The 16,679-nt window shown below is 68.9% G+C and carries 19 protein-coding genes and 4 tRNA genes; 4 read left to right on the top strand and 19 right to left on the bottom strand.

The window, feature by feature from the left end:
* Positions 1-5: 5 nt before the first annotated feature.
* From secF to pdxS, 10 genes are all read right to left on the bottom strand, one after another.
* Entirely contained in the window at positions 6-995 is a 990-nt protein-coding gene (gene secF, locus ACLKM7_RS11440; protein WP_436447300.1) for a protein translocase subunit SecF, read from the bottom strand.
* Positions 995-2,749, bottom strand: coding sequence for a protein translocase subunit SecD (gene secD / locus ACLKM7_RS11435; RefSeq protein ID WP_436447299.1), 1,755 nt, complete (start codon positions 2,747-2,749; stop codon positions 995-997). The genes secF and secD overlap by 1 nt, the downstream gene beginning before the upstream one ends.
* A 44-nt stretch (positions 2,750-2,793) precedes the next feature.
* Positions 2,794-3,252 carry a preprotein translocase subunit YajC gene (locus ACLKM7_RS11430; protein ID WP_436447298.1) on the bottom strand — a complete coding sequence of 153 codons (459 nt, stop codon included), beginning with the start codon at positions 3,250-3,252 and terminating at the stop codon, positions 2,794-2,796.
* Positions 3,253-3,331: 79 nt separating this feature from the next.
* Positions 3,332-4,360, bottom strand: coding sequence for a Holliday junction branch migration DNA helicase RuvB (gene ruvB, locus ACLKM7_RS11425; RefSeq protein WP_436447297.1), 1,029 nt, complete (start codon positions 4,358-4,360; stop codon positions 3,332-3,334).
* Entirely contained in the window at positions 4,353-4,976 is a 624-nt protein-coding gene (gene ruvA / locus ACLKM7_RS11420) for a Holliday junction branch migration protein RuvA (protein ID WP_436447296.1), read from the bottom strand. Before ruvA ends, ruvB begins: the two co-directional genes overlap by 8 nt.
* Before the next feature lie 66 nt (positions 4,977-5,042).
* A complete protein-coding gene (gene ruvC / locus ACLKM7_RS11415; RefSeq protein ID WP_436447295.1) occupies positions 5,043-5,621 on the bottom strand; it encodes a crossover junction endodeoxyribonuclease RuvC in 579 nt (192 codons plus the stop codon).
* Between the two features lie 52 nt (positions 5,622-5,673).
* Entirely contained in the window at positions 5,674-6,435 is a 762-nt protein-coding gene (locus ACLKM7_RS11410) for a YebC/PmpR family DNA-binding transcriptional regulator (protein WP_436447294.1), read from the bottom strand.
* A gap of 89 nt (positions 6,436-6,524) precedes the next feature.
* Positions 6,525-6,647 (bottom strand): hypothetical protein, encoded by a 123-nt coding sequence (locus tag ACLKM7_RS11405; protein ID WP_436447293.1) that lies wholly within the window; start codon positions 6,645-6,647, stop codon positions 6,525-6,527.
* A 68-nt stretch (positions 6,648-6,715) separates the two neighbouring features.
* Positions 6,716-7,321, bottom strand: a complete 606-nt coding sequence (gene pdxT, locus ACLKM7_RS11400; RefSeq protein WP_436447413.1) for a pyridoxal 5'-phosphate synthase glutaminase subunit PdxT — start codon at positions 7,319-7,321, stop codon at positions 6,716-6,718.
* Positions 7,315-8,205, bottom strand: coding sequence for a pyridoxal 5'-phosphate synthase lyase subunit PdxS (gene pdxS / locus ACLKM7_RS11395; protein ID WP_436447292.1), 891 nt, complete (start codon positions 8,203-8,205; stop codon positions 7,315-7,317). The genes pdxT and pdxS overlap by 7 nt, the downstream gene beginning before the upstream one ends.
* Before the next feature lie 122 nt (positions 8,206-8,327).
* On the opposite strand from pdxS, the gene ACLKM7_RS11390 reads away from it, so the two are divergent.
* Together ACLKM7_RS11390 and pdxY are read left to right on the top strand one after the other, a co-directional pair.
* Entirely contained in the window at positions 8,328-9,671 is a 1,344-nt protein-coding gene (locus ACLKM7_RS11390) for an aminotransferase class I/II-fold pyridoxal phosphate-dependent enzyme (protein ID WP_436447291.1), read from the top strand.
* 7 nt (positions 9,672-9,678) lie between these two features.
* Positions 9,679-10,530, top strand: coding sequence for a pyridoxal kinase PdxY (pdxY, locus tag ACLKM7_RS11385; RefSeq protein ID WP_436447290.1), 852 nt, complete (start codon positions 9,679-9,681; stop codon positions 10,528-10,530).
* 12 nt (positions 10,531-10,542) lie between these two features.
* On the opposite strand, the gene ACLKM7_RS11380 is transcribed toward pdxY, so the two are convergent.
* Both ACLKM7_RS11380 and thrS read right to left on the bottom strand, forming a co-directional pair.
* Positions 10,543-11,115 carry an HIT family protein gene (locus ACLKM7_RS11380; protein ID WP_436447289.1) on the bottom strand — a complete coding sequence of 191 codons (573 nt, stop codon included), beginning with the start codon at positions 11,113-11,115 and terminating at the stop codon, positions 10,543-10,545.
* Entirely contained in the window at positions 11,112-13,103 is a 1,992-nt protein-coding gene (gene thrS / locus ACLKM7_RS11375) for a threonine--tRNA ligase (RefSeq protein ID WP_436447288.1), read from the bottom strand. The genes ACLKM7_RS11380 and thrS overlap by 4 nt, the downstream gene beginning before the upstream one ends.
* Positions 13,104-13,171: 68 nt before the next feature.
* Here thrS and ACLKM7_RS11370 point away from each other — a divergent pair, with 68 nt between their 5' ends.
* A complete protein-coding gene (locus tag ACLKM7_RS11370) occupies positions 13,172-13,384 on the top strand; it encodes a KTSC domain-containing protein (RefSeq protein ID WP_436447287.1) in 213 nt (70 codons plus the stop codon).
* A 41-nt stretch (positions 13,385-13,425) separates the two neighbouring features.
* Here ACLKM7_RS11370 and ACLKM7_RS11365 read toward each other — a convergent pair.
* From ACLKM7_RS11365 to ACLKM7_RS11355, 3 genes are all read right to left on the bottom strand, one after another.
* Positions 13,426-13,500, bottom strand: a tRNA-Val gene (locus ACLKM7_RS11365).
* Positions 13,501-13,528: 28 nt separating this feature from the next.
* Positions 13,529-13,599, bottom strand: a tRNA-Cys gene (locus ACLKM7_RS11360).
* A 51-nt stretch (positions 13,600-13,650) separates the two neighbouring features.
* Positions 13,651-13,723 (bottom strand) — tRNA-Gly (locus ACLKM7_RS11355).
* Between the two features lie 153 nt (positions 13,724-13,876).
* On the opposite strand from ACLKM7_RS11355, the gene ACLKM7_RS11350 reads away from it, so the two are divergent.
* A tRNA-Val gene (locus tag ACLKM7_RS11350) sits at positions 13,877-13,952 on the top strand.
* A gap of 10 nt (positions 13,953-13,962) precedes the next feature.
* Here ACLKM7_RS11350 and ACLKM7_RS11345 read toward each other — a convergent pair.
* Genes ACLKM7_RS11345 through ACLKM7_RS11330 form a run of 4 tightly spaced genes read right to left on the bottom strand, consistent with a single transcriptional unit; the run spans position 13,963 to position 16,677 of the window.
* Positions 13,963-14,529 carry a dihydrofolate reductase family protein gene (locus ACLKM7_RS11345; protein ID WP_436447286.1) on the bottom strand — a complete coding sequence of 189 codons (567 nt, stop codon included), beginning with the start codon at positions 14,527-14,529 and terminating at the stop codon, positions 13,963-13,965.
* A 1-nt stretch (position 14,530) separates the two neighbouring features.
* Positions 14,531-15,349: an alpha/beta fold hydrolase gene (locus ACLKM7_RS11340; protein WP_436447285.1), complete on the bottom strand. Its 819-nt coding sequence runs from the start codon at positions 15,347-15,349 to the stop codon at positions 14,531-14,533.
* Positions 15,350-15,403: 54 nt separating this feature from the next.
* The gene (locus ACLKM7_RS11335; RefSeq protein WP_436447284.1) at positions 15,404-16,123 is read right to left on the bottom strand and encodes a helix-turn-helix domain-containing protein; all 720 of its coding nucleotides are present in this window, start codon (positions 16,121-16,123) and stop codon (positions 15,404-15,406) included.
* 14 nt (positions 16,124-16,137) lie between these two features.
* Positions 16,138-16,677 carry a type II toxin-antitoxin system PemK/MazF family toxin gene (locus ACLKM7_RS11330; RefSeq protein ID WP_436447283.1) on the bottom strand — a complete coding sequence of 180 codons (540 nt, stop codon included), beginning with the start codon at positions 16,675-16,677 and terminating at the stop codon, positions 16,138-16,140.
* Positions 16,678-16,679 lie beyond the last annotated feature (2 nt).

The raw sequence follows: 16,679 nt of genomic DNA, 5'->3' as shown, positions 1-16,679 counted from the left end.
CCGTCTCAGGCCGGCGTGCCGGCGAGCTCCCGAGCGGCCACGACGCGCTCGTCGCGCGTCTTGATCGCCGACTCGTTCTCGCGCAGCAGGGAGTACAGCGGTGCCGCCACGAAGATCGTCGAGTAGGCCGCGACGATCGTTCCGACGAAGATCGACAACGACAGGTCGGTCAGCGTCTGGGCGCCGACCCACAGCAGGCCGATGAAGAGGATCGCCCCCGTCGGCAGGACCGCCACGACCGTCGTGTTGATCGAGCGCACCAGGGTCTGGTTCACCGCGAGGTTGACCGACTCGCCGAACGTCCGCCCGGACACCTCGCCGTCCTCGCTGGTGTTCTCCCTGATCTTGTCGAACACGACCGTGGTGTCGTACAGCGCGTACGAGAGGATCGTCAGGAACCCGATCACCGCCGCAGGCGAGATCTCGAAACCGAACAGGGCGTACACGCCGATCGTGATGATGAGGACATCGACCAGGCCGATGATCGCCGACACCGACATCTTCCAGGTGCGGAAGTACAGCGCGAGGATCAGGAAGGTCAGGGCCAGGAAGATGGCCAGACCCCACAGCGACGTGCGTGTGACGTCGGCACCCCAGCTCGGGCCGATGAACGAGTAGCTCACCTCGGTCGCCGCCACGTCGTATGCCTCGGCCAGCGCCGCCGAGACCTCGCGGCTCTCGGCATCCGTCATCTGATCGGTCTGCACGCGCACCGCGTCCTCGCCGATCGTGACGACCTTCGTCGTCGCGTCGGGAACGACGGACTGCACCGCCTCGGTCGCGATCAGCTGGTCGGTGGTCGCGACACCGTTGACGGTGAACTGCGAGCCGCCGGTGAACTCGATTGAGAACTGGATGGGACGGATCAGGGGAACCAGCGCCGAGCCGATCACGAGGATGGCGGCGATGAGGAACCACAGCTTGCGACGCCCGACGAACGGGAAGGACGTCTTGCCGGTGTAGAGGTCGTTGCCGAGCTGACTCATGGAGCGCATCAGTCGTCCCCCTCCTTGACGGGCTTGCCGGGTTTCGTGCCGCTCGGGTTCGATGCGTTACCCGCACCTCCCGCGGCCAGCTCCGCCTGCTTGCGCTCGGCGATCGTCTGACGGCGTACGGCCTCGCCGCGCGACTTGGCGGCGCGACGTGCCGATGCGGTCGGGGCGACGGCGGGCACCGGAGCACGGAACTGTGCGCGGCCGCGGTACACCGCGCCCAGAGCGGTCGGGTCGAGTCCCGAGAGCGGATGCCCCGAACCGAAGAACCGGGTGCGTGCAAGCAGCTGCATCACCGGGTGGGTGAAGAGGATGAAGATGAGCACGTCGATCGCGGTGGTGAGCCCGAGCGTGAACGCGAAGCCCTTCACCGTCGAGTCGGCGAGGATGTACAGCACCACGGCGGCGAGGATGTTGATCGACTTGGAGATGTAGATCGTGCGCTTGGCGCGACCCCAGCCGTCCTCGACGGCACTCGTGATCGACTTGCCGTCGCGCAGCTCATCGCGGATGCGCTCGAAGTACACGATGAACGAGTCCGCCGTGAAGCCGATCGTCACGATGAGGCCCGCCACACCGGCCAGCGACAGACGGAAGCCCATGCGCCACGCGAGGATGCACAGCGTGATGTAGGTGAGCACCGCCATCACCACGAGCGACGCGATGATGACGAACCCGAGCGCGCGGTAGACGATCAGCGAGTACAGCGCGACCAGCGCGAGACCGATGAGACCCGCGATGAGTCCGATCTGCAGCTGCTGAGAACCGAGCGTCGCCGAGATGGAGTTGGAGCTCTCGACGCTGAAGCTCAGCGGCAGGGCGCCGTACTTGAGCTGATCGGCGAGGACCTTCGCGGTCTCCTGCGTGAAGCTGCCCGTGATGCTCGGCTTGCCGTCGAGGATCACGCCGTTCATCGAAGGCGCCGACAGGACGTAGCCGTCGAGCACGAACGCGAACTGGTTCAGCGGCGGATCGGCGCCGTACAGGCGCTGGCTGATCTGACCGAAAGTCTCGGTGCCCTCGTCGTCGAAGTCGAGGTTGACCGCCCACTGGTTGTTGGTGGTCTGCAGCCCGAACGTCGCGTCGTCGATCGACGATCCGTCCAATTCCACCGGTCCGAGGATGTACTTGACCGTGCCGTCGGCGTCGCACGTGACGAGCGGCTCGTCCGCCGGTGCGCTCGCGGGGTCGTTGGCCGGATCGGCGCAGTCGTACGCCTGGAACTCGGCCGACAGGTGCGGAGTGACCCACGCGGTGTCGCTGCCGTTGGTCGGCGCGACGGAAGGGGTCGCCTGCAGTGTGGGATCCGGCGTCGGGTACGGCGTCTCGTTGCCGTCCTCGCCCACGAACGTGTTCGTCGGCGCGCCGGCGACCAGCACGGCGCGCAGCTGCAGCTGAGCCGAGGCCTCGATGCGGTTGCGGGTCTCTTCGTCTGCCTGTCCGGGGATCTGGACGACGATCTGGTTGCCGCCCTGCGTCGTGACGTCGGCCTCGCCGACACCCGACGCGTCGACGCGCTGGCGGATGATCGTGACCGCCTGCTGCATCTGCTCGGTCGACGGGTCGGCGCCGTCCTCGGTCTGCGCTTCGAGCACGATCTGCGTGCCGCCCTGCAGGTCGAGCGCGAGCTCGGGGACCCAGGAACTGCCCTTGAACACATAGACGCCGAGGGCGTTGATGCCGAACAGTACGGCGGTGATGGCGAGAAGGCCGATCAGCGCGCGCCACGCATGCCGGACGGGAGTGGATGTCGCCACGTCTTCGCTTTCTGGAGTGCCCTGACGGGCGGTCGGTCAGACGGTCAGTCGCGTGACTTGGTTCCGGACTCGGCGTCGGGGTCGTTCTCGTCGTTGCTGGTGACGCGGTGGTCGTCGCTGATGGAGGTGATGTCGCCGTTGGCGACGCCCTCGGCGTACTCGGCGTGGCTCTCCTCCGCGGCGAGGTACTCGTCCTCACTGACGGCGCCCTCGGTGGGGTTCACGACCCGCAGGATGGCCTGGCTGTGGACCTTGATCTCGACACCGGGCGCGAGCTCGACGATCGCGGGCTGGTCGAGGTTGTCGGGGTCGAACGCGATGATGGTGCCGTAGAGCCCACCCTGCAGCAGGACCTCGGCGCCGGGGACCGTCTCGCGCGCCTTCTGCTCCTGCTCGAGCTTCTGCTTCTGCATCCGACGGCGCGAGCTCCAGAACATGAAGACGAGGAGCACGACCAGCAGGATGATGAGGCCGTAATTGCTCAGGAAGGTAGCGATGTCCATGGAGGCGAGAGCACCTTTCGGTTCAGGCACGCCAGGCGGCGCTGCTTTTCAAAGGGGGGTGGGCGAAAGCCTCCAGTGATTATAGGTCATCGAATCCCAGCACCGACTCCGGCGAGGCCACGCCGAGGTGCGCGTACGCCTCCGGCATCGCGATCCTTCCTCGCGGCGTGCGCCCGATGAACCCGATCCTCACGAGGTAGGGCTCGACGACGGACTCGATGGTCTCGGACTCCTCGCCGACGGCCACCGAGAGCGTGCCGAGGCCCACCGGTCCCCCGCGGAACCGTCGCACGAGGGCGTCGAGCACGGCCCGGTCGAGCCGGTCGAGCCCGATCGCATCGACGTCATACAGGTCGAGAGCCGCATCGACGATGGCCGCATCCGCTGCCCGGCCGTTGCCGTGCACGATGCTGTAGTCGCGCACGCGCCGCAGCAGGCGGTTCGCGATGCGCGGTGTGCCTCTCGAGCGACGCGCGATCTCGGCGCGGGGGCCCGGCGGAACGGCGACGCCCAGCATCGCGGCCGATCGCTCGATGACGCGCTCGAGCTCTTCGGGCTCGTAGTACTCCAGGTGCGCAGTGAAGCCGAACCGGTCGCGAAGCGGATTCGGCAGCATTCCGGATCGCGTCGTCGCGCCGACCAGCGTGAACGGGGCCAGATCGAGCGGGATGCTCGTGGCGCCGGCGCCCTTGCCCACCATGATGTCGATGCGGAAGTCCTCCATCGCGAGGTACAGCATCTCTTCCGCGGAGCGTGCCATGCGATGGACCTCGTCGATGAAGAGCACCTCCCCGGGTGTCAGACTCGACAGCAGCGCCGCCAGGTCGCCGGCGTGCTGGATCGCGGGACCGCTCGACAATCGCAGCGGCCGGTTGCTCTCGTGGGCGACGATCATCGCCAGCGTCGTCTTGCCGAGGCCCGGCGGGCCCGACAGCAGGATGTGATCCGCCGGACGCTGCTGGATGCGCGCGGCGTCCAGCAGCAGCTGCAGCTGCCCTCGCACCTTCTGCTGACCGACGAACTCCGCCAGCGACCCGGGGCGAAGGGCGCCCTCGATGGCCAGCTCGGTCTCGTCGACCGGGTCGCCGACTTCGCGCACGTCAGCCATTCACGGTCTCCTTCCGGGCCGGGCCCAATGCTGCGAGCGTCAGCCGGAGCAGGACGGGCACCGAGGCCCGGTCCGTCTCGGACGCGTCCAGCGCCGTCGTCTCGACCGCGTCGGCGGCCACGCGCTCCGACCAGCCCAGGCCGACCAGGGCCTGCACCACCTGAGCGGTCACGCCCGCCGGAGTCCCGGCATCCGTTCCTCCCAGTGCCGTGCGCGACGCCGTGATCTTGCCGGTCAGCTGCACGACGATGAGCTTCGCCGTCTTGGGGCCGATGCCCGACACGCGCCGGAAAGGCGCGTCGTCGTCGGCGCCGACCGCATCGGCGATCTGCGGCACGCTCAGCGTCGCGAGAACGCCGAGCGCCGACTTCGGGCCCACCCCCGTCACGCCGAGCAGCTGGGTGAACACCGTCAGCTCCTCGCGAGATTCGAAGCCGAACAGCGACAGCGCGTCCTCGCGGACGATCAGCGTCGTGTGAAGCAGGACGGACGCGCCGACGTGCGTGGCCCGCGCGACCTGCGGTGTGACGGCGACGTGAAGGCCGACCCCGCCGACCTCGACGACGACCGAATCCGCTTCGACGTGGACGGCAGTGCCGCGGACTGACGAGATCATGCGTCGAGCCTACGTGCCGGTTCGGACGTTTGTTCGAGCGACACGCTCAGCGCTCGGCGCGATGATTCACCGGCGGCTGAGGCGCTCGGCATCCGCCCAGGCCTGCTGTGCCGGAGTGAGGGGGCCGGATGCCGCGGCCGCCGTCGTGCCCCCGCGCCACGCGTGGCACAGCGCCAGTGCCAACGCGTCGGCCGCGTCGGCGGGCTGGGGCAGCGCGTCCAGGCGCAGCACCCGGGCCACCATCGTCTGCACCTGCCTCTTGTCTGCCGATCCGTATCCGGTGATCGCCGCCTTGACCTCGGACGGCGTGTGAGTAGCGGCCGGAAGCCCGCGCTCGCCCGCCACCAGCAGGGCGATCCCGCTCGCCTGCGCGGTGCCCATCACCGTCTGCCGGTTGTGCTGCGCGAAGACGCGCTCGACCGCCACGACGTCTGGCCGGTGCGCCTCGATGACGGCGCGCAGCCCGGCCGCGATGAGCGCGAGGCGCACCTCGATCGGCTCACCGGGATCCGAGCGGACCACGCCGACGTGCACGAGCTGCGCCGAGCGGTCGGGCGCGACATCCACCACGCCGACACCGCAGCGCGTGAGCCCGGGGTCGATGCCCAGGACCCGCAGCGGCGAGCGGGAGGAACGCGAGGTCACTCCCCCACGCTAGGCGAGGACGACGGATGCCGCGGCCAGGCGCGCCCTTCGCTCAGTCCTCGTCGTTCTCGAGCTCGGCCTGCACCTCATCGCTCAGATCGAAGTTGCTGTAGACGTTCTGCACGTCGTCACTGTCTTCGAGCGCGTCGATCAGGCGGAACACCTTGCGGGCGGTGTCGGCGTCGACCTCGACCTTGAGATTCGGCACGAACTCCACGTCGGCGGATTCATAGTCGATGCCTGCGTCCTGGAGCGCCGAGCGCACCTTCACCAGGTCGGAGGCCTCGGTGACCACCTCGAAGCCCTGCGCGTGCGGCTCGACCTCTTCGGCGCCCGCATCGAGCACCGCCATCATGACGTCGTCCTCGGTCGTCCCCTCGCCCGAGACCACGATGACGCCCTTGCGAGTGAAGTTGTAGGCGACGCTGCCGGGGTCGGCGAGGCTGCCGCCGTTCCGGGTCAGTGCCGTGCGCACCTCTGCGGCGGCGCGATTCTTGTTGTCGGTGAGGCACTCGATCATCAGGGCGACGCCGTTGGGTCCGTAGCCCTCGTACATGATCGAGGTGTACTCGACGGCCTCGCCGCCGATGCCCGCGCCGCGCTTGATGGCGCGGTCGATGTTGTCGTTGGGGACCGAGGTCTTCTTCGCCTTCTGCACGGCGTCGTACAGGGTCGGGTTGCCCGCGAGGTCTGCGCCGCCGATCTTCGCGGCGACCTCGATGTTCTTGATGAGCTTGGCGAACGACTTGGCACGGCGTGCGTCGATGACGGCCTTCTTGTGCTTGGTCGTCGCCCACTTGGAATGCCCGGACATGGTCCTCCTGTGATCATGGTCGGCGATGCGTGCGCGGCTCGGCGCGAATCCTGCGCAGTCTCCGCCGGCAGACCATTCTAAGCCCGTGCCTACAGTGCGAATTCGAAGCCGAAGCGGGATGACAGGAGTGCGACGAGGTCGCGCGGCACCTTCGTGAGGGCGGCAGGCGCCGGCGCCAGGGTGTCGGCTGAGCCGATGAACGGGAAGTACACCGGCCCGTCGGTCAGCGACTGGACCCGTTGTCAGAACGTAGTCCGCATATCGGCGGGGGTCGCCGCCCTCACGCGGCGCGGCCGCGGACCATGTCGAGGAACATCTCATGGAAGCGGTGCTCGCCGGTGACCTCGGGGTGGAACGCCGTCCCCAGAAGGGAACCCTGGCGCACCGCCACGATGCGGTCGTCAGGGAGCCGGGACAGGATCTCGACACCGCTTCCCACCGCCTCCACGATCGGCGCGCGGATGAACACCGCATGCACGGGCTGGTCGCCCAGCTCCGGCACCTCGAGGTCGACTTCGAACGAGTCCACCTGGCTGCCGAAGGCGTTGCGGCGCACGGTCGCGTCCAGGCCGCCGAACGTCTGCTGGCCTGCGATGCCGTCCGTGATCCAGTCGGCCAGGAGGATGAGCCCCGCGCACGTGCCGTAGACCGGCATGCCCGTGGCGATCGCTTCCTGGATCGGCTCGCGCATGCCGAACGCACGAGAGAGCTTGTCGATCACGCTCGATTCGCCGCCGGGGATCACGAGGCCGTCGACGGCGGCGAGTTCGGCCGGCCGTCGCACGAGTGAGACGGCCGCCCCCTGGCCGGCGAGGACGCGCACGTGCTCGCGCACGTCGCCCTGCAGGGCGAGCACGCCGACGCGGGGGCGCCTCGTGCTCACCAGCCGCGCTCGGCGAGGCGGTGCGGGGCGGGAAGGTCGGCGACGTTGATCCCCACCATGGCCTCGCCGAGGCCGCGCGACACGTCGGCGACGACCTTCGCGTCGTCGTAGAAGGTGGTGGCCTTCACGATCGCGGCGGCGCGCTGGGCGGGGTTGCCCGACTTGAAGATCCCGGAGCCGACGAAGACGCCGTCGGCACCCAGCTGCATCATCATCGCCGCGTCGGCCGGCGTCGCGACGCCACCGGCGACGAACAGCACGACAGGGAGCTTGCCGGTCTCGGCGATCTCTGCGACGAGCTCGTACGGCGCCTGCAGCTCCTTGGCCGCGACGTAGAGCTCGTCCTTCGTCATCGAGCGCAGCACGTTGATCTCGCTCGAGATCTTGCGGATGTGCTTGGTGGCCTCCGAGACGTCGCCGGTGCCGGCCTCGCCCTTGGAGCGGATCATGGCCGCGCCCTCGTTGATGCGGCGCAGCGCCTCGCCGAGATTGGTCGCTCCGCAGACGAACGGGACGGTGAACTTCCACTTGTCGATGTGATTGACGTAGTCCGCGGGCGAGAGCACCTCGGACTCGTCGATGTAGTCGACACCGAGCTCCTGGAGCACCTGCGCCTCGACGAAGTGCCCGATGCGCGCCTTCGCCATGACCGGGATCGAGACCGCGTCGATGATGCCGTCGATCATGTCGGGGTCGCTCATGCGCGAGACGCCGCCCTGTGCACGGATGTCGGCGGGCACGCGCTCGAGGGCCATGACGGCGACGGCGCCCGCGTCCTCGGCGATCTTGGCCTGCTCGACCGTGACGACGTCCATGATCACGCCGCCCTTCAGCATCTCGGCGAGGCCGCGCTTGACGCGGCTGGTTCCGGTGTCGGCACTGGTCACAGCGGGTTCCCTTCGGGTGGATGCGCCATCCCGGCGCACGCGGACGGACAGTCATCGTGATTGACCTAGGCCAAAAGATAGCATGTACCGGGCCTACACTCGGGAAGGCGATGAACGGTGACATGGACCACAGAATCAGCGGCCGCACGGCGTCGGAGATCGCCGACAGCCTGCGCGGGCTCGTCGAGCGCGGGATGATGCGGCCCGGCGATCCGCTTCCCCCGGTGCGCGCTCTGGCCGAGAGCCTCGGCGTCAACCGCAACACGACCGTCGCCGCCTATCGCCAGCTCACGCAGGCGGGCGTGGTGGTCACGCGGGGCCGCGGAGGGACGCACGTCGCCGACCGCTCCCCCGTCGCCCAGGAGGGGTTCGCCGCCGATTCCGTCCTGCGCGACGTCGGCACCGGCAATCCCGACCCGGATCGCATCCCCGATCCGTCGAAGGCGCTGCGCAGCATGGCAGGCAGGCCCGTGTTGTACGGCGAACCGGTCATCGATCCCGGTCTGGAGAGCTGGGCCGGCGCATGGATGCAGCGCGATCTGGCCTCGGCTGGTCCGTTCCGGCTCACCATCACCAGCGGAGCCGCGGACGCGGTCGAACGGCTGCTCGCGCAATCCCTCACGCGGGACGATGCGGTCGCGCTCGAGGACCCCTGCTTCCTCGCGAGCATCCACACCGTGCGGCTCGGCGGCTACCGACCGGTTCCCGTCCCGGTGGACGCCGAAGGGATGACGGTGGACGGACTGCGCAGCGCCCTCGAGCAGGGGGTCCGCGCCGTGGTGTGCACTCCTCGCGCGCAGAATCCCACCGGTGCGAGCCTGACCGAGCGGCGTGCCGCGCTGCTGCGGGAGGTGCTCGCGGACCACCCCTACGTCCTCGTGATCGAGGACGACCACTTCTCGCTGCTATCGCAGCGCCCCTTCCACTCGCTCATCGGACCGCAGCACCGGCGCTGGGCGCTCATCCGCTCGGTCTCGAAGTTCCTCGGGCCCGACATGTGCCTGGCCGTGACGGCATCCGATCCCGATACCGCGGAGCGGCTCGCGACGCGTCTCACCCCGGGGACGACGTGGGTCAGCCACCTGCTGCAGCGACTGACACACGCGCTCGTGACCGATGCCGCCGTGATGCGCGACATCGACCGCGCCGGCGCGCATTACGCGGCGCGCAATGCGGCGTTCGCCGAGCGTCTCACCGCCCACGGCGTCCCCGCCGAGCCGGGCGACGGACTCAACCTGTGGGTCGCGTTGCCGGTGCCTGCGCGCGCTGTCGCCGAGCGGCTGATGCGCCGAGGCTGGCTCGCGCGCAGCGGCGACGAATTCGTGCTCGCGGACGCCGAGCCCTCAGAGCGGCTCCGGCTCACCGTGCACGACCTCGACGACGCCGACGCCGAACAGCTGGCCGCCGACATCGCGGCCGCCGTGCACGCGGTGGCCGGACGGCGTCTGGCCGCCGAGGTGGGATGATCGACCGGTGAAGATCCTGTCGATCCAGTCCGCCGTCGCCTTCGGCCACGTCGGCAACTCCGCGGCCGTATTCCCCCTGCAGCGCATCGGCGTGGAAGTGCTCCCGGTGTACACGGTGAACTTCTCCAACCACACCGGCTACGGCGCATGGCGCGGCCCTCTGATCAGTCCCGACGACGTGCGCGACGTGATCCTCGGAATCGAGGAACGCGGCGTCTTCGGGCAGATCGACGTCGTGCTGTCGGGGTATCAGGGCGGCGAGGGGATCGCCGATGTGATCCTCGACGCCGTCGCGCGTGTGAAGGCCGCGAACTCCGGTGCCGTATACGCGTGCGATCCGGTGATGGGCAACGCCAAGTCCGGCTGCTTCGTCGCCCCGGCGATCCCGGTGCTGCTGCGCGATCGCGTCGTGCCGGCCGCCGACATCATCACGCCGAACCAGTTCGAGCTCGGCTTCCTCACCGAGACCGACCCCGCCGACCTGGAATCGACGCTCGCCTCGGTCGACCTCGCCCGCGCAATGGGGCCGAGCACGGTCCTGGTGACGAGCGTCGAGCGTCCGGACCGTCCCGAGGGCACGATCGAGATGCTCGCCGTCACCGACGACGGTGCGTGGCTCGTGCAGACGCCCCACATCCCCATGAAGGCCAACGGCTCGGGCGATGTCACCGCCGCGCTGTTCACAGCCCACTTCGGTCGGTCCGGGGACGCCGCCGACGCGCTCGCGCGCACGACGTCGAGCGTGTTCGACCTGCTCGAGCGCACGCATGCCTCGGGCGAGCGCGAGCTGCAGCTCGTGGAGTCGCAGGAGGCCTACGCCCACCCGCGCCTGCAGTTCGAGGTGCAGCAGGTGCGCTGAGGCGTGTCTCGGTCAGCCGCGCCAGGCGTCGGCGACGGCGCGGCGCACCTCGCCGAGCAGCTGCGGGAGCGCTTTGGTCTTGGCGATGATCGGGAAGAAGTTCGCGTCCGAGGCCCAGCGCGGCACGATGTGCTGGTGGAGGTGCTCGTCGACGCCCGCGCCGGCGACGTGACCCTGATTCATGCCGATGTTGAAGCCGTCGCAGCGCGACACGCTGCGCAACACCCGCATGCCCTGCTGCGTCAGCAGGCCGATCTCGGCGACCTCCTCGTCCGTCGCCTGGTCGTACGTCGCGATGTGACGGTAAGGGCACACCAGCAGGTGGCCGGAGTTGTACGGGAAGAGGTTCAGCAGCGCATAGGCCGTCCGCCCGCGGAACACGATGAGACCGTCCTCGTCGGACTTGCGCGGCGCCTCGCAGAACGGGCACTCGTGCCGCAGCACCTCGGGACCGGCCTGGATGTAGGCCATGCGATGCGGGGTCCACAGACGCTGGAACTCGTCCGGCACGCCCGGCAGAGTCGCCGCGTCGACGAGTGCCGCGTCTGAGGGATCGTCCTCACCCGCGACCGGGTCGTCGCTCACGCCAGGTCCTCGGCCGTGTTCACGAGGGCATGGCTCGCGATCGCCTCGCGGATGCGGCGCACTGCGTCGTCGATGGGCACGCCGTTCTCCTGAGACCCGTCGCGGAAGCGGAACGAGACCGTGCCGGCGGACCGGTCCTGCTCACCCGCGATGAGCTGCAGCGGCACCTTCTGCGTCGTGTGGGTGCGGATCTTCTTCTGCATGCGGTCGTCCGAGTGATCGAGCTCGGCCCGCACGCCCCCGGCCCGAAGCGTCGATATCACCTCGCCGAGGTAGTCGGCGAACTCCTCGGCGACCGGGATGCCGACCACCTGCACCGGCGACAGCCAGACCGGGAACGCCCCGGCGTAGTGCTCGAGCAGGATCGCGAAGAACCGCTCGATCGAGCCGAACAAGGCGCGGTGGATCATGATCGGCCGCTTCTTCTGGCCGTCGCGATCGGTGTACTCCAGCTCGAAGCGCTCGGGCAGGTTCGGATCGACCTGCACGGTCGAGAGCTGCCACACGCGACCGATGGCATCCCGGGTCTTGAGGTCGATCTTGGGTCCGTAGAACGCCGCCTCGCCGGGGACCTCGGTGAGCTTGAGCCCGCTGGCCATCGCGACGTTGCGCAGCGCGTTCGTCGAGTAGTCCCAGAACTCGTCCGAGCCGATCCACTTGTCCTTCTCGTCGTCGCGCATCGACAGCTCGAGCTCGAACTCGTCGAGACCGAAGTCGCGGAGCATCGAGATCACGAACTCCAGGACACGCGTGGTCTCCGACTCGAGCTGCTCAGGGGTGACGAAGAGGTGCGAGTCGTCCTGTGTGAAGCCGCGCACGCGGGTGAGCCCGTGCAGGGCGCCCGAGAGCTCGTTGCGGTAGACGGTGCCGTTCTCGGCGAGCCGCATCGGCAAGTCACGGTAGCTGCGTGCACGCTCCTTGTAGATCAGGATGTGCATCGGGCAGTTCATCGGCTTGAGGTAGTAGTCCTGGCCGTGCTTGACGATCTCGCCGTGCTCGTCGCGCTCCTCGTCCATCACGATCGGCGGAAACATGCCCTCCTTGTACGTGACGAGGTGGTTCGAGGTGAGGAACAGGTCCTCCTTCGAGATGTGCGGCGTGTACACGTAGGTGTAGCCACCCTCGACGTGGCGTCGACGCGCGTGCTGTTCCATCTCGCCCCGGACGACGCCTCCGCGCGGGTGCCACACCGACAGGCCCGACCCGATCTCGTCCGGGAACGAGAACAGGTCGAGCTCCTTGCCGAGCTTGCGGTGATCCCGCTTGGCGGCTTCTTCAAGACGTGACTGGTAGGCGCGCAGCTCGTCCTTGGTCGGCCACGCGGTGCCGTAGATGCGCTGCAGCTGCGGGTTCTTCTCGCTCCCCCGCCAGTACGCGCCGGCGATCCGCTGCAGCGCCCAGCCGTTTCCGATCGTCCGCGTATTGGGCAGGTGGGGACCGCGGCACAGGTCCTTCCAGACGGTCTGCCCGTCGCGGTCGACGTTGTCGTAGATCGTGAGCTCGCCTGCTCCCACCTCGACGGCGGCGCCTTCGGTCTTGTCCGCGCCGCCCTTCAGCCCGATCAGCTCGAGCTTGAACGGCTCTGCGGCCAGTTCGGCGCGAGCCTCCTCGTCGGTGACGACGCGGCGCACGAAGCGCTGGCCCTCCCGGACGATGCGCTGCATCTCCTTCTCGATCGCCTTGACATCCTCCGGGGTGAACGGATGCTCCACGCCGAAGTCGTAATAGAAGCCGTCGGTGATCGGCGGGCCGATGCCGAGGTTGGCCTGCGGGTTGATGCGCTGCACCGCCTGCGCGAGCACGTGCGCCGTCGAGTGGCGCAGGATGTCGAGACCGTCCGGGCTGTCGATGGTGACGGGCTCGACGGCATCCGTCTCCTGCACCGTCGTGGCGAGATCCTTCAGGTCGCCGTTGACACGGAGGGCGACCACGGAGCGGTCGGGGAACAGGGCGAACCCGTCAGCGGGGTAGGACACGGCGTCAGACACGCCCTCAAGGCTATCGCCCCGGCACCTCTCCCCCGGCTCCGGCGGCGGACGGCGTAGCCTCGGAAGGGATGAAGCGCACGAGTCTGGAGTCGTCCGCCATCGCGGCGGCGGGCTACGACCCTGCCACCGCGGTCCTCGAGCTGGAGTTCACGTCCGGCGAGGTGTACCGCTACTTCGCGGTGCCCGGATCGGTGCACCGCGGGCTGCTCGACGCGCAGAGCGCCGGGCGGTACTTCCGTGATCGGATCCGGGACACCTACCCCAGCGAGCATGTGCGTTGAGTCCTGAAACCGAAAACCCCCGGTGAACCGGGGGTTTCATGTGGTGCGCGATACTGGGATCGAACCAGTGACCTCTTCCGTGTCAGGGAAGCGCGCTACCGCTGCGCCAATCGCGCCCGTTCGGGCTATTCAGTTGTGCAGGCGAGGTGGCGACGGGATTCGAACCCGTGTAAACGGCTTTGCAGGCCGGTGCCTAGCCGCTCGGCCACGCCACCGCGTGTGGATTGACCCACGTGCCGCGATCTCGGGAGAGATCCCTGCACTCGAGCGGATGACGAGACTCGAACTCGCGACCCTCACCTTGGCAAGGTGATGCGCTACCAACTGCGCTACATCCGCATTTCGTTCCGGGATTCTCACCCCGGCACTTGGAAAACTTTAGCCCACGAATCGCGCACTGCCAAACCGAGCGCACGTCGCGCGTGTCTCGCGGAGTGGTTCAAGTGGACCGTGAGCATCCGGTAGGATCGTTACTCGTCCCCCACGGGAGACGGGCGATTGGCGCAGTTGGTAGCGCGCTTCCTTCACACGGAAGAGGTCATCAGTTCGAGTCTGGTATCGCCCACCACACGATTCCTTCAGCGTCGCCGGCGGTAGACGGTCACGAGCACGCCGTCATGGCCGTAGGCGGTGGCCTCGACCAGGTTCCAGGCGGTCTTGTCCGGCGTCTGCGTCCACAGCCTGCGGCCGTGCCCGAGGACGACCGGGAACGTCATGAGATGGATCTCGTCGACGAGGTCGTACTCCAGCAGTCCCTGGACGAGCCGGATGCTTCCGGGCACCGAGATCTCACCATCCACCTCCGACTTCAGACGGGCCACCGTCTCACCGAGATCGCCGCGGAGCACCGTCGTGTTGGCCCATTCGGGAGATACGAGAGTCTGCGAGACGACGAACTTCGGCATGCCGTTGTACTTGTCGGCCAGCTCGCCCTCGTACTCCGGCCATGCGCCCGCGAAGCCCTCGTACGTGCGTCTGCCGAGGAGCAGCGCCGAGGCCTGCAGCGCCTCGACCTCTTTGTATCGCTCGCCGTCGGCGCCGCGATCGAACTCGAAACTCCAGTTCGGATAGCGGAAGTCCTCCCCTCCCGGCGCCTCCACCACGCCGTCGAGCGAGATGAACTGCGTCACCACGATGTCGCCCATGTCAGTTCTCCTTCGCGAAGTCGCGCACGGCGGCGGCGAGCGCGTCACCGCTCGTGCTGTGGTTCTCGCCCGGCACCGCCCGCAGCGTCGCCGTGGGCAGATGATCGGCGACCGCGCGGGCGCCGGCCGCCAGCTGCGGCCACGTGGCGTCGCCGTGCAGGACGAGCACCGGCACTTCGATGGCGTCCCACAGGTCGGGACGGAGAGGTCGGCCGGACATCGTCTCGCCGATCTGACGACCGTCATACGCGATGGTGGGCGCGATCGCCTCGAGCTGTGCCCACATCGATGCATCCTCGCGCACGCCCGCAGCCATCTCGGGTGGCAGGCCCACCGCGTCGGTGAGGAACAGCAGCACGGCGTCTCCGGGTCGTCCCTCGGCGACGGCGGCGTCGAGCTGTTCGACGTAGTCGGCGCGCAAGGGCGGGCGCGTGTCGCCTACGACAACCGGCGGCTCGAACACCGCCAGACGCGCGATCGGAACGCCGGCCTGGGCGGCGTTGAGTGCGAGCAGCCCGCCGGAGGACCACCCGAAGACCGTCGCGGGGCGGCCCCCACCGGCCTGTGCGATGACAGCCGCCAGGTCCTCGAACTCGCGCTCGGGGGCATACGGGACAGTGTCTGCGCTCGCGCCCCGGCCCCGACGGTCGTAGTTGATCACGCGGAACTCGTCCGCGAGGAGCTCCGCCGTGGCGGCGTTCTCCGGCGTCGTCGCGCGATGGGCGGTCGCCCCGTCGATGATGACGATCGGATCGCCGTCACCCCATGCGGAGTACGCGATGCGGGTGCCGTCTGCGGAGTGGACAGTGCCGTCGAGCATGTCGGTTCCTTCCGTGAGGATCGTGCGCGACGGTTCCGCCGCGTCGAAGCCACGCTACGAAGGGTCCCCCGACTCGGTCTTGTACAGAAGCGACAGCGCATCGTCGGGGGCAGGGTTCTGCAACTGCGTCGCGGTGCGCCCGATGAACCGCTGGAGGGAGCGGGCCAGATGGGGCTGGTCGTAGAAGCCGAGGGTGTGCACGACCCGTGCAGTGGGGACGCCCTCCCCCAGCAGCAGGGCGGCCCGCCGCGCGCGCTCGATCTGCCGGATCGCGCCGGCCGTCAAGCCGGTCGCGCTGGCGACCCGGCGCTGCACCGACCGGGCGCCCACGCGTGCGATCTCACCCCACACCACATCATCCACGAGCGGATCGCGGGTGAGCACTCCCGCGCGCACCAGCTTGTGGACGAACTGCTCGGCGTTGTCGTAATCCGGGATCTCCCACTCCTCGCCCCGCAGTACGAACCGGCCGCGTTCGACGTGGACGCTCTCTGCTTCCGAATCGATGAGGCGACGACTGGGCAGGTGCGGCATGCTCGCGCCGTGCGCGAAGGTGATTCCGAAGGATTCGGACTCGCTGTCCATCGCGACGGCTGTGGGCCGGGTCTCGGGCCCGCGCACTGCCGCGTGGACCACGCCGTCGTCCTCCCAGAAGACGAGCTCCCACGTCGAGGTCGCGACGGAGTTCATGAATCCGGCGCCGGTGGTGCGCCCTCGCCACACCCGCGTGACGTAGGGCGAATCCGTGTCTCGGTGCTCGCTCTCGATCGGCATCATGCCCTCGTCGGTCAGTCGGCGACGTCCCACCCGTGGCGGCGGTGCAGCGCGCCGGCCACGCGCACGAATCGCTCGAACTCGAGTGCGGCGGCCTCCCGCCGCATGCCGTCGCGATGCACGCTGAAGATCTGCTCCACGTCCACCCACGAAGGCCGGCCGCGGGAGTCCCAGTCGCCGGTGCCGATCGGGAGGTACTCGCGATCGCCGTCGTGGGCCTTGCTGGTCAGACGCACCGCGTAGACACGGTCCTCGTCCTGTCGTGCGATCACCAGGACGGGCCGGTCCTTGCCTCTTCCGTCCGCTTCGTCGTACGGGACCCACGTCCACACGATCTCACCCGCATCGGGTTCGCCGTCGCGGTCAGGGGCGTACCCGATCCGCAGCGTCGCCGGGGCCGGCGGTGCGACCTCGACGGTCGCCGTTCCTCCCGCGCGGGCCTCGGCCGCGGCATCCGCTGGTGCGGCGCGCTCGAGCTGATCGTCGAGGACGGGCGGGCCGCCGGCGCCGACGTTGACGACTCCCGGCGCGGCCGCGGAGAAGAACCGTCTGATAC

The organism is Microbacterium sp. I2 (genome assembly GCF_051364985.1).
Lineage (GTDB): Bacteria > Actinomycetota > Actinomycetes > Actinomycetales > Microbacteriaceae > Microbacterium.
The sequence above is the reverse complement of the archived record's forward strand: the minus strand, read 5'-3'. Positions and strand labels throughout refer to the sequence as shown.